At 47.6% G+C, this 13,016-nt stretch carries 10 protein-coding genes; 5 read left to right on the forward strand and 5 right to left on the reverse strand.

Translation table 11 applies throughout. The features are described from left to right. The first annotated feature begins 61 nt into the window (after window positions 1–61). Complete coding sequence (locus tag J0L70_RS17895) at window positions 62–832, forward strand: hypothetical protein (RefSeq protein ID WP_287455412.1); 771 nt, start codon at window positions 62–64, stop codon at window positions 830–832. Window positions 833–907: 75 nt separating this feature from the next. Here the strand turns inward: J0L70_RS17895 and J0L70_RS17900 are convergent, their stop codons facing one another. The 3 genes from J0L70_RS17900 to J0L70_RS17910 form a co-directional block, all read right to left on the reverse strand. Next, window positions 908–1,741, reverse strand: a complete 834-nt coding sequence (locus tag J0L70_RS17900; RefSeq protein ID WP_287455413.1) for a Ycf66 family protein — start codon at window positions 1,739–1,741, stop codon at window positions 908–910. A gap of 81 nt (window positions 1,742–1,822) precedes the next feature. Further along, window positions 1,823–2,749: an NAD-dependent epimerase/dehydratase family protein gene (locus J0L70_RS17905; RefSeq protein WP_287455414.1), complete on the reverse strand. Its 927-nt coding sequence runs from the start codon at window positions 2,747–2,749 to the stop codon at window positions 1,823–1,825. Between the two features lie 94 nt (window positions 2,750–2,843). Further along, window positions 2,844–5,633: a WD40 domain-containing protein gene (locus tag J0L70_RS17910; RefSeq protein WP_287455415.1), complete on the reverse strand. Its 2,790-nt coding sequence runs from the start codon at window positions 5,631–5,633 to the stop codon at window positions 2,844–2,846. Between the two features lie 187 nt (window positions 5,634–5,820). Between J0L70_RS17910 and J0L70_RS17915 the strand changes: the two genes are divergently transcribed. Both J0L70_RS17915 and J0L70_RS17920 read left to right on the forward strand, forming a co-directional pair. Further along, entirely contained in the window at window positions 5,821–6,726 is a 906-nt protein-coding gene (locus J0L70_RS17915; RefSeq protein ID WP_287455416.1) for an MbnP family copper-binding protein, read from the forward strand. Then, window positions 6,723–7,853 (forward strand): methanobactin export MATE transporter MbnM, encoded by a 1,131-nt coding sequence (locus tag J0L70_RS17920; protein WP_287455417.1) that lies wholly within the window; start codon window positions 6,723–6,725, stop codon window positions 7,851–7,853. The genes J0L70_RS17915 and J0L70_RS17920 overlap by 4 nt, the downstream gene beginning before the upstream one ends. 95 nt (window positions 7,854–7,948) lie before the next feature. Here the strand turns inward: J0L70_RS17920 and J0L70_RS17925 are convergent, their stop codons facing one another. Both J0L70_RS17925 and J0L70_RS17930 read right to left on the reverse strand, forming a co-directional pair. After that, window positions 7,949–9,727, reverse strand: coding sequence for an iron uptake porin (locus J0L70_RS17925; RefSeq protein ID WP_190653865.1), 1,779 nt, complete (start codon window positions 9,725–9,727; stop codon window positions 7,949–7,951). A 131-nt stretch (window positions 9,728–9,858) separates the two neighbouring features. Next, window positions 9,859–10,563 carry a GntR family transcriptional regulator gene (locus J0L70_RS17930; RefSeq protein WP_017286895.1) on the reverse strand — a complete coding sequence of 235 codons (705 nt, stop codon included), beginning with the start codon at window positions 10,561–10,563 and terminating at the stop codon, window positions 9,859–9,861. A gap of 443 nt (window positions 10,564–11,006) precedes the next feature. Here J0L70_RS17930 and J0L70_RS17935 point away from each other — a divergent pair, with 443 nt between their 5' ends. Together J0L70_RS17935 and J0L70_RS17940 are read left to right on the forward strand one after the other, a co-directional pair. Next, entirely contained in the window at window positions 11,007–12,125 is a 1,119-nt protein-coding gene (locus tag J0L70_RS17935) for an ABC transporter substrate-binding protein (protein WP_287455418.1), read from the forward strand. Window positions 12,126–12,184: 59 nt separating this feature from the next. Further along, complete coding sequence (locus J0L70_RS17940) at window positions 12,185–13,012, forward strand: ABC transporter ATP-binding protein (RefSeq protein ID WP_017286893.1); 828 nt, start codon at window positions 12,185–12,187, stop codon at window positions 13,010–13,012. The last annotated feature ends 4 nt before the right edge of the window (window positions 13,013–13,016 follow it).

Raw genomic sequence — 13,016 nt, forward strand, 5'->3', positions numbered from 1 at the left:
AACCAAGACCAAATGAATCGCAACCCGCAATTGATTTGGCAAGTTGATCTCAAGGAGATTCATGATGACTCGATTCTGTGTTCCCTCTCGTTCAATTAGCACGATCGCCAGCCTCGGATTGATTACACTCGCAGGAATTGCTAGTCCTGCACTGGCTGTGATTGATTGCGATAAAACCCCAGATGCACCTTTATGTACTGGTGAACCGAGACCCAAACCCAAGCCCAGACCCGTTCCTGCCCCAGTTCCGCCTTCTCCAATCGTGCAACAAGTTTTAGCTCGATCCGGTCAAATCCAACAAACGATCGATACCGCTTGGAGCGAATTTGGCAAAGGCGTGCTGGCGCAGCAAATCAAAGATGAGCTGGATGGAAAACGCGTTGGCAAAATTATCAAAACCATTCACCTGAAAAATGTCTCAGTCAATCTGCGAGATCTCGCGGTCAAAGAGGTGAAAGCTGGTCCAGGAGCGAATCAAATTAGTGTACGTCTCGTTGCTCCTCGGAATAATGTCAACGCTTCTGCGAATGTGTTTGCATTACCTGATCCGTCGTATCGTGTGTTTTTCGATTTAGAGCTAGACCTAACGCTGAGTTTGGATAACTCTAGTAATCCAATTCGAGTCGATACGTTCAATGCTCGATCGACCAATCTCGATGTGCGCGGTTCCAATCTCGTCGGCACGGTCACCAAATCGATCGGAGACTTCTTCACTGGGGGTGGCTTTAGCCGCAATATTACTGCTCGCGCGACTCAAAGCATTACGAAAGAACAGTTGGCAGCCAATATTCGAGCGATCGCCGATCGCTTCAGTGTGTTCGCTGGACTGTAATTCTTTCGCTTAAAAAATGAGGTTCTTCTCCTGGTACCGGAGAGAACCTCATTTTCTCAGCTTCTCAAAACTGATCTACGACTCTGGCTCTTGTTTCTCATGCTCCGTGGCTTCATACGCCACTTCTTCTTCGATCACCTCATCGGCTGTAACTGCCGAATCAGAAACACCAGCCACTTCTACAGGAGAAATCACTGTTGGTGTTTCAGCGATCGTGTCTTCCTCAAATCCGAAATCATCATCTTCATCCGTCACAACTTCAGTCGGAGTTGCAGGAATTGCTGATTCAACCGGAGTTGTAGGAGGAGTTGATTCAACCGGAGTTGCAGGAGTTGTCGATTCTTCGCGAAACTCTTTGCGAACGTAGACTTCTTTATTTTTCTCAGGCTTCTTAAATAAACCAGCGACCGCGCCGCCTACTGCCCCGATCGTTCCCATCACATCCGGCTTACCCACGTCAGGATTGGGATTCCCAAAATCCTCGCGGGTCAAAGGCTGATAGGGTTCTGCCGTAGTCGTCGTTTGCTCTCCTCGATTCAACAAGGATTGCGCGCGATCTTTCACCGTTGAGAACAGTTGTTTTCCTTGCTCGACTGCTTTCGCCGTCTTTTCCGAGTTGAGTGCTTCTGTAAATTTTGTTTGCAATTCAGCTGTCGAAGGCGTGTAGCCTAATCGAGAAGTCAGCGATTGATAGCCAAACCACCCAATCAGCGTCACACTTGCCATCTGTCCTAACAACACCCCCCCGGTAATACGATCGGCACAAATCCAAAGCACCAATGCGTAAAACAATCCCACTCCTGCCAGAGTTAGATCGCCTTTACGATAAATTTCTGGGTAAAAAAACGCGGACATGTAAAGCCCGAAGCTACCCAATGCAACGAATAACGCTAAAAGAAATGTCAGCATTTTGCTGCCCTCAACTCGGAAAAACTACATTAAATGTACTCTGAAGCGCCAGAGTACACAGGTAGGGTTAACAGAACTGCACTAAGCGAGAATTTGATCATCGAGTGAGAAATCAATCTCTTTGCGATCGCGTCCAGTCTTCAAATAGTCGTTCTGGAAAGAGTCTTTCAGCCCTGAAATCAGATCAAACTCCGGTGTCCAATTGAGTTCGGTGATCGCCTTGTGCACATCTGCAAAGAAATGTTGCGTCCGCATCGGAAAGGCTTTTTTCTTGCCAAAGTCAAACGATTTTGGATCGTAATGCACGATTTTAAGACTGCCTGGATCCTTGCCAACCGCTGTTGCACAAGCTCGCGCCAATCCATCAAAAGTGACTTCTCGTGTGCCTGACACGTTATAGATTTGTCCGATCGCGGTTTGATTCCCCAGCACCTTCGCCATTGCCGCTGCCAAATCTTTCACATGTCCAAATTGGGTGAAATGTTGTCCATGTCCAGAAATCGGAACGGGACGATCGCGCACAATGCGATCGAAAAACCACGCTTCTAAGTCGTTATAGTTTTGCGGCCCATAGATGTAAGTCGGACGAATCGACGTGAACGGAATTCCAGCATCCGCCAAATAAGATTCGGTGTCATGTTTGCCTTTATGCCGACTCTTCGGATCGACGGCATCGCCTTCGACATGGGGCATTTGATCGGATTTGAGATAGACTCCCGCCGAACTCATATAGACAAAATGTTGAATCCGCCCTTTAAACAGTTCGGCTAAAGGCTGAGTATCACTGAGTTCCCGCCCATTATTGTCAAACACGGCATCAAAATCGAGATTTGCCAACTGTTTCAAATCGTCTGCATTCGTGCGATCGCCCGTCACTTGCTTTACGCCTTCGACTGGAGCGGGCTTATTGCCTCGATTGAACAGAGTCACATCATGCCCTTGCTGCACCAAAAGCTGGGTGAGATAGACTCCGATAAACCGAGTCCCACCCATAATTAGAATTCGCATCGCGATCGCGCCTAATTTACAACAAGTTTTATCTTAGGGCGATTGGGGGAGTGGGGGAATGGGGAATTTCTGCATTCGCTGCTGTGCTGTTCGATTACGATCGCTGGAATAGCTTTGTCAGAAAAGCGAGGGATTCTCCCCAAGGATTCGGATCATCACTGATAGACTTCGGGAAAACATCCTTGCACAGGTCTTGGTATTGCTTGCCATTTGGATTGTATTTAAGATAACCATCGAGCCACTGACACCCTTGCTGTTGCAAGTCATCTAAGTCGAAATTCCAGAGAATAGCTGCTCCATCTTCACCCGCAGAAGCAAGCAGAAGATGACTCGGATTTGGACTGAAACTGATACTCTTGATCGGGCTGTTCTGCCCTTTCAAGGTACTCAGCATTTGTCCGTCTAGATTCCACAATCGGATCGTCTTGTCTTCACTACCCGTCGCGATCGTCTTGCCATCAGGACTAAAGCTCACACTGTTCACAGAACCACTATGCCCTTTGAAAGTTCTAAGAAGTTGCCCGTCCAAATTCCATAATCTTGCTGTCTTGTCACCACTACTTGTCACAAGCAGTTTGCTATCAGGACTAAAGCTCACACTTTCTACAGACCAGTCATGACCTTTGAAGGTTTTGAGAACTTGCCCATCCAAATTCCACAACTTTACAGTCTTGTCATAGCTACCTGTGGCAAGCATTTTACCGTTGGAACTGAAGCTCACACTTTTTACAGACTCATCGTGTCCCTTAAAGGTTTTGAGAACTTGCCCATCTAAATTCCACAACTTTACGGTCTTATCGTCACTGCCTGTCGCGATCGTTTGACCATCTGGACTGAAACTCACACTGGTCACATAATAATCATGCCCCTTCAAGGTTCTAAGCTCTTGCCCGTCGCGATTCCAGAGCTTTACTGTATCGTCATAGCTAGCTGTCGCGATCGTTTTACCGTCCGGACTAAACCTGATAAACACGACACCGGAAATATGTCCTTTGAGGGTTCTGAGAACTTGCCCATTTCTATTCCATAGCTTGACTGTGTTGTCCTGACTACTCGTTGCGATCGTCTGACCATCGGGACTAAAACTCACACTATGTAAGCGGTCATCATGCCCTTTGAGAGTTTTCAGCCCTTGACCTTCAATGCTCCATACTCTTGCTGTACCATCATTACTGCTTGTCGCGATCGTTTTGCTATCAGGACTAAAGCTGAGACTCAGCACATACTCTTTATGTCCATTGAATACACCCAGTTCTTGCCCCTCAATGCTCCACAATTGAGCAGCATTCTCACTCGCGCCAGCAATCATCTTGCCATCGGGGCTAAAGCTCACACTAGAGATTCCCCGACCCAGCCCATTGAGCGTTCTCAGGACTCGACCTTCAAGGCTCCACAGCTTAACCGTATTGTCACTACTGCCTGTGGCAAGAATTTTACCGTCAGGGCTAAAACTTATACTATGTACAGTACCACTATGACCTTTGAGTGTTTTAAGGAGTTGTCCATCTTTACTCCAGAGCTTCACTGTGCTGTCTGCACTCCCTGTCGCGATCGTTTTACCATCGGGACTAAAGCTCACACTGAAGACAGGATTGCTATGCCCCTTGAGGGTTTTGAGTAATTGTCCATCCAAATTCCAGAGTTTAACTGTGTTGTCATGGCTTCCTGTCGCGATCGTCGTACCATCCGGGCTGAAACTCACACTGTTGACATAAGATTCGTGCCCTTCAAACGTTTTGAGTAATTGTCCATTCAAATTCCAGAGTTTAGCTGTGTTATCCCAACTTGCAGTCGCGAGCGTTTTACCATCGGGACTAAAACTCACACTATGGACAAAGCCAGTATGTCCTTCAAGGGTCTTGAGTAATTGACCATCTTTGCTCCAGAGTTTGACTGTATTGTCTCCACTGCCAGTCGCGATCGTGTTGCCATCGGGGCTAAAACTCACACTATTGACAGCAAGGCTATGTCCTTCCAGTCGCGTGCGTTCCTTCACCCCGTAAATTAACTGGTGCAGCGTTGTCGCAACCTGCATTGCTGTATTGTCGATCTGAAGGTTTGCTTGTTTGATCTGTTGTCCTGCCTTCAGCCCTGCGAGTAAAGCCTCAATCTCCAGATGAGATGAGAACAGATTTAACGCGCTGAGGCTTTGAGCATTTAACTCTGCATTGACTTTTCGCTCGATCGCTTCTTGTCGCTGTTGAAAGGCAACCCCCGCAGATCCTAATGCTAGTAACGCGAATGTTCCGACCCCAGTCAAAAATGCTTGTTGCCGTCTCGCTTCTTTGCGCCGTTGCTTGCGCTCTGCCTCACGGCTTGCATTCACATACTGTCCCTGTCGTTCGGTCGGTTGCGGGTGCTTTCCTGTCCCGCGCAGCAATGCAGTTTCTGCGGCTTCTAAATCTGCTCCTCGTAACAAATAGCTCTCGTTGCGCTGATATTGCTCCCACTCGATCGCTCTAACTTCCAAGCGAGTATGCGATTTCACGTACTCTAAATCCATCTCGATCGCAGTTGTTAACTGCTGAAACCCACGATCGAAGTCATCCGATTCTCGAAAAAACAGCCAGTTATGTCTTGCGAGTGCCGGATGAGTGTGCCCAAAGCCTTCGCGATACACAATCGGCACAAGTCGCTTGTTATGTTTGACCGCATGATTGATTTCACGAGTGCAGACTTCTGACGCGATCGAATCTGGACTCAAGATAAACACAAAGGTCGCAGTCCCTTCAATTCCACGCTCAATCTCCTGCCACCAATCTGCGGTAAGGGGAATATCCTGCCAATCCACCCAAGTTTCGCGTCCTTGGTCTTTCAGCGCATTGTGCAGTCGCTCCACAAAAAGCTTATCTTTCCGAGAATAGGAGATAAAAACGTCAGTCATGGCAGCAAAAGCGGGTCTCTGCGTGGGTAAAAAAGATACTAAATTCTACCCGCGTTTTACGGAGATGCTCGAAGCTTTTTTATGTCAGCGATCGAGTGTAGTAGGGAGTAGGGAGTGGGAAAACGACAGAGTACTACAAGCCGTCTTTTGAATCCAAGCTACGCCTGTTTTAGAGTTGGAACGACCTGTGAACGTGCAGTTTATGAAGATTGGTGTTTCTCTGTTTGGACTTTCGATCGCGTCTTGTTTGATGGCTCAACGTGTAGCGGCGCAGGAAACGCAGCCGATTACGATTCAGTTTCGCGGCATGGCGGGGCAGCAAGTTTTTCGATGCGATGCGGCTTACTCGCTCGGTACGCCTGCGATTTCTGTTAACCCAACTGATTTTCGGTTCTATGTCTCGGAAGTCGCATTGATTGATGCTCAGGGTCGCACAGTGCCTGTCACCCTCACACAAGATCAGAAATGGCAGTATCAGAATGTGGCATTGATCGATTTTGAAAACAAATCCGGCATGTGTTCTAATGGCACGATCGACACCAACGATCGCATTGTTGGCACAGTTCCAAAAGGAACTTACAAAGGCGTGAAATTTACTTTAGGGGTGCCGTTTAATCTCAATCACAATGATGCTGCGATCGCACCTTCTCCGCTAAATCTGACTTCGCTCTGGTGGAATTGGCGAGCGGGCTACAAATTCGCTCGAATTGACTTCACGCCTGCGATGTCAGCACATTCTAAGCATGATGCTCCGGGTAAAACGCCTGCCCATCATCGCGATCGGGCTGGATTTATCATTCACTTGGGAAGTACTGGCTGTATGGGTGGAGCACAAAAACCAGAAAGCTGCAAAAATCCCAATACTTCAACGATTACTTTGAATAATTTCAATCCAGAACAAGATGCAATTGCTGCCGACATCACGGCGCTCGTTGCCAATACAAATCTTGCAAAAAATCAGCCTGAAACACCACTCGGCTGCATGTCTGATCCAAAAGACGGCGATTGTGCTGGAGTGATGAGAAACTTCGGTTTACCTTGGAACGGACAACCTGCCCGTCAAACCTTCTTTCGTGTTGCTCCGAAACAATGAAGCGCTTTCTCACGTTAATCGTTCTGGCAGTTCTCTCATTCTGCTTGTCTGTGGGATTGAGTTCGGCTCTTGCAACCGAGCGCTATCAATGGAATCTGCCGGATTGGACACCCACGCCTATTGTCCCGGCAGATAATCCCATGAGCAATGCCAAGGTTGAGCTAGGACGGCACTTGTTTTATGAAAAACGCTTGTCGATTACAGGTGAGTTTTCTTGTGCAACTTGTCATGAACAATCGAGAGCATTCACCGAGAAGAAATCTGTCTCGATCGGAGCAACAGGGGATTCTCATCCTCGCAATGCGATGAGCTTAACCAATGTTGCCTACAATTCGGTACTCACTTGGGCAAATCCCAACTTGATCAATTTAGAAGATCAATTGCTCGTGCCCTTGTTTGGAGAGCATCCGATCGAGATGGGCATGGTCGGCAAAGAGCAAGAAATCCTAGCAATGTTGCAGAACGATCCGAAGTATTCCAAATTGTTCAAAGCTGCTTTTGATGGAGAGGTCAGCATTAAAAATTTGGCAAAAGCGATCGCAGCTTTCGAGCGCACGTTAGTATCATTCAATTCGCCTTACGATCAGTATCGATATGGAGGCAACGATCGCGCCATTTCAGATGCAGCAAAACGGGGTGCAGCCTTATTTGAAAGTGAACGGCTCGAATGTTTTCACTGTCACGGGGGAATCAATTTCTCGGATTCTGTAAAACATTCGCGTTTAGCTTTTCATGAGATTGCGTTTCACAATACTGGGCTTTACAACCTAGATGGAAAAGGCGCTTATCCAAGCAATAACACTGGAATTCAGGAAATCACACTCAAACCCTCTGATATGGGTCGATTCAAGGCTCCGAGCCTCCGCAATATTGCTTTGACTGCGCCTTATATGCACGATGGCTCGATCGCATCTCTCGAAAAAGTGATTGAACATTACGAAGCAGGCGGACGAACGATTCATGCAGGCGCATTTGCCGGGATCGGCAGCGAGAATCCTTTCAAAAGTTCATTTGTCAAAGGGTTTCAATTGAGCGATCGAGAAAAGCAAGATCTCCTCGCTTTTCTGCAAAGCTTGACTGATGAATCGTTCATCCAAAATCCAGCGTTTAGCGATCCAAATTCCTGAGGATTGCAAATGAAAGACTTTATTCTGCTGCTCTCTCAACGATCCTGTTAAGAGAGCAGCAGAATATCTTTAACGCTTCGAGTCAATCGTTACTTCTAGAAACTAAACTGGGTGCGAACATTTCCTACAAACACGGTCGGATTACTCTCGAAATTGTTCGCGTTAAAAATCGCATAGAACGAAGGCACGATCGCAATATTTCGCGTCAACGGATAGTAGTAAGACACTTCTAAATCGTACTGCGTTCCCCCATCACCTCCACCTGACAGTAAAAATTCCCGACCATCAATGTAGTCATGTGGCATCACAAACGAAATCACGCCCAACGCCCCTTTCTTACCCAAATCCGGGAAACCCAATCCCGCTTGGAAAGATTGCACCTTCACATCACCACCCGCGCGCACAGGATTCACCGGATTGATGTTGGTACGTCCATAAGAATACCGCCCAAAAATTCCAAATCTCGGCGTAATCAACCAATCAAAGTTTGCAATAAACGCATCCGAAGTTGACTCTCGGACTCGCCCCCCAAATCCATCATCTGCAAAACCGTAAGGCAACGGTTCACCTGCTGAACCTCCTGCAAAGCCATTCGTCGGGTCAAGATTCGATCGTGTATACAAAAACCGGAAATTAAAGCTAGGACTCGGAGCATAAGCTAATTCAGCACTGAGCGTATTTGTGCCCTTGAATAGTCCTCTAGCCGGATTGCTCGAAGTATTGAACCCCGCAGCAGAGTTGAGAAACTCTGTATTCTCAGCTAAATAAGCTGCTGTGAGGCGTAGTTGTTTATTAATGTTCCAAGCAACAACCGCTCCCGAACCACGATCGACTGCATTGGACAACGTACTTCCATTCGAGTTAAAGCTACTTGTCCCTGTCAAGTAAAAGGTAAACCGATTTTGATCAAAGTGGCGATAGAAGTTGACTCTCGGACCAACAACAACTCGAACTGCATCATTGAGCGGAAACGAGTAAAACAACTCACGAATTGCTAGTCCTGAATTCGGAGGCAATCCGGTTTGATCCAAGAAAGGAGTTCCCCAAGAGTTAAAAAAGCCCGAAGATACTAACTGATTGGCTGGGGAGTTGCCGTTTCCAGAAACAAGCTGAGTGACTAACTGATCTCGCCCTGTAAACGAAGTGGTTAAGTTTAAGAACGTATAGTAACTAAATGTCGGATTTACATTGCGGCGCTGAACCCGCGAAGGCACTCCACCCGCTCCTCGCACAGGCGGCGCAAAAGCACTATTTCCCCCACCTGCGGGATTTCGTTCTGCGGTGATATCTCCACTGGGAAAAGCGCCCGTGAGATTAAACCAGACATTCCCGGTGAGCTTTGTCGTGGTTGAGAATTGTTGTTTTTCGAGCGTCGTTACTTTTGCTTCTAAAGCATCGACTCGACCTCGTAACGTTGCAAGTTCTGCAGCAAATTCTTCTTGCAGTTTCTGTAGTGTTGCTAAATCTTCTTTCTTGACCAAATCGGCAGTTGCAGCCGCAATCAGTTCATTCACTCGATCGAGACACGCATTTAACCCGGCGGCAAACTCGTATCGCGTCAACGCCCGATTGCCGCGATAGGTTCGGTCAGGATAGCCTGCAATGCATCCATATCGCTCAACCAAGGATTGCAGAGCTTGAAACGCCCAATCGGTCGGTCTCACGTCTGAAAGTTGCGAAACAGAAGTAACCTGACTCACGCTTGCAGGCACAGACTTCGATTCAGAAGTCTCAAGCTGGGAAAGAGGAGCAAAGCGCTGCATTCCATCCGCTGCTGGTTTTTGCTCGATCGCTGATTCTGCACTCACACTCGAAGCGAACCCAAGGCTCGCTATCCATGCAGCAGCCGGGGCTAACAGAAGCCGCTTATTCATAGATTTATTCACTCCACCACCACCCGGATCGTATCCGGTATACAGACTTATTACTGACCTAATAAATACAGCGAGCACAATTTAATCTTCTGTAGTGCTGTATACATACTTTTGCTGGAGAACAGCATTTCCTAACTTTCCGCCTCTGTCGTAAGTAAGGCTTCTAACTCTTGAATTTCTTGTACGACTCGCTCCTTACTCGCGATTAAGTGATACTGAATGGCTTGCATCGCGGCGAGAGCATCCCGCTGGCGAATCGCTTCTAAGACGCGGCGATGTTCCCCGCGAATTTCTAAAACATTCGGGTTATGCTCGATCGTTCTCAATCTCAGCAGCGCCATCTTATCGAACACCTGATCTAAAATCTGCACCAGCCACGTATTACTAGAACTCTCCGCAACTGAGCGATGAAATTGATAATCCAAATGCAAAAGCTGATACGGAGTGAGCGAATTTGCGGGAGTCAAACTTGCTTTTTCTGCTTGTTGCAAGGCGCTTTCAATGCATTGAATTTGCTCATCACTCGCAGTTCCACACGCCGCAGAAACCGATAATTGCTCTAGCGCAATCCGGCAATCATAGAGTTGGATTGCATCCTTGATCGATAACACTGCGACTCGCATCGCTCCCTGAGCATCAGTCGTCACCAAATGATCGCGTTGCAATAACCGCAGGGCTTCTCGAATCGGCGTTCGGCTCACTTGCAACTGGTCGGCAAGTTGGGTTTCAATCAAACGACAGCCAGCAGCCAGTTCCCCAGACAGAATCGCACTGCGCAACATTTGATAGGTCTGTTCATGAAGCAATTGAGCACGTTGGAGAGATTGACCAGACATCAGCACAATAGAGTCCTCGCTCTAAAAAACTTGATAAGCGATCGGGCAATATTTTCGACGCTAAACCACAAAAATTTACTTCGTAAACGTTGAAAGCGTGAATGGTCGAGTTTCTTCATCATTCATCTTTCAAACTGGCAGGAAAGGGAAGTATATAAAAATTTTTATATTAGTTTGGAAATCATCCAAGCGCTTAAGAAACTCTAAACCCAGTAACGAAAGATACAGAAAGCAGGATAGATGATCTCAATAATGCTCTAAGGGGAGTTTTGTATCCTGTATGCACTACAAGCCTTGTTATTTACGGGCTTCGTAAGGGCAGCGATGCTGTACTCAATCCGCAACGCCTTCACTCAGCGCGCTATCTTCCTAACCCTACAACCCATCTTATACATCTTTGCGGATTTTGCGGTTTCGCTGACATTTAACGCTGGAGAATGATTGTGAGTAAGATATCAAGACGTTTATCAAGCCTATCCTTAATTGCAGCATCGATCGTGGTTTTCGGAGGATGCGCCTCTCAGCCCACGGCTACGGCTCCAACAGGCAGCGCTGCTAACTCGGCTAGCCCTGCCGCCAATCAGCAAGGACTCAAAGCCGTTCGCGTGCAACTTTCGTTTTTGAAACAGAGCTTAGATGCTCCCTTGATTGTTGCCATGAACAAAGGCTACTTCGCTCAAGAAGGCTTGAATGTCTCCTATGAACGAGGATTCGGCAACGCAGACACCATTAGCAAACTCGGGACTGGAAAATTTGATCTGTCTTTCAGCGACATGTACAACGCGCTGGAATTCAATGAGAAAAACCCGAATGATAAAGTGATTGCGGTGGCGGTGACGCAGAGTAGAGCACCTTTTGCAATTTTGACCCTCAAGGAGAAAGGGATTAATTCTCCCAAAGACCTCGTTGGCAAGAAGCTAGGCGCACCCACCGGCGATGGGCCTCGCAAACTCTTTCCCGTGCTCGCCAAGGAAGTCGGCTTTGATCCCAAATCTGTAGAGTGGACGACCATGGAACCCCGACTTCGGGAAAGCTTCTTACTTCAAGGTCAAGTCGATGCGATCAGTGGATTCTCAACCTCTGCATTGCCCAGTCTGCTCAAAGGCGGCAAGAAGCTAGAGGACATCAATATTTTCTACTACAACGACAATGGCATGGACTTTTATGGCAACGCCATTTTAGCCAAAGCCAGCTTTGTCGAGCAAAATCCTGACACCGTGAGAGCATTCGTCAAAGCTTACATGCGTGGCTTGCAGGATGTGCTGAAAGACCCAACGGCAGGACTGGATGCGGTCATGGCATCAGATGATTCAAAGCTGATGGATCGCGAAGCTGAGAAGGTGCGACTACAAGTTGCCTTGGAGCGGATGTTTATCAGTCCTGAAGTGGAGCAAATCGGGCTAGGCAGTGTTGATCCGGCGCGGCTAGAGAAAACCTTGAAGCAAACCGCCGAAGGGTTTGGCTTAAAAACGACGCCATCTGTCGCAGATATTTATACCGACAAGTTCTTGCCCCCGAAAGAGCAGCGGACTTTGCCCAGCGATCGTAAACCGTTGTCCTAACCTCGTTCACACCAGGGCTGATCTGTTCAGCCCTTTTTTCATTTACATCTTGAGGAATTATGCAGCCACAGGTTGATTCTCTATCGGTCAATTCTGGTTCGTCATCTGGAGAGCCATTATTGGAGTTTGATCGGGTTGGATTGGAGTATCCGTTTGAAGGAAAAATGCGGCGGATTATTCAAGAAGTGAATCTCTCGATCCAACCGGGTGAGTTTGTGTCGTTTGTCGGTCCCAGTGGATGTGGGAAGACTTCAATTTTGCGGATGGTCTCAGGCTTGAGTCCGGCTCCGATCGGGGAAATTCGCTATCGCGGCACACCGATTAAAAAGCCCCTGCGAAATACTGGAATTGCCTTTCAGAATCCAGTCATGCTGCCGTGGCGCAATACGATCGACAATGTGATGCTGCCGCTGGAAATCGTCGATTCGTACAAGAAAAACTATCGTCAGCGCAAAGAAGAATATGTGCGGATGGCGCAAGATCTGCTGGCAACGGTGCGCTTACAAGATTTTCAGAAGCAATATCCTTGGCAGTTGTCCGGTGGAATGAGACAACGGGCTTCTTTGTGTCGATCGCTGATTCATAGCCCAGAAATTCTGCTCCTCGACGAGCCGTTCGGAGCATTAGATGCTTTTACCCGCGAGGAAATGTGGGGGATGCTGCAAAACCTGTGGATGAAGGTCAAATGCGTCGGTATTTTGATTACGCATGACTTACGAGAAGCGGTCTTTTTATCCGATACCGTCTATGTGATGGGCGCGCGTCCTAGCTCAATTATCTATGAAGTCAAGATTGATCTCCCCCGTCCAAGAACCTTGGAAATGGAGCTAAGCGACGAGTTTAATCACTACTTTGCCAGCATTCGCAAACACATTCAGCACAACTAGCACC

The sequence above is a fragment of the Leptolyngbya sp. UWPOB_LEPTO1 genome (assembly GCF_017302695.1).
Classification (GTDB): domain Bacteria; phylum Cyanobacteriota; class Cyanobacteriia; order Leptolyngbyales; family Leptolyngbyaceae; genus Leptolyngbya; species Leptolyngbya boryana.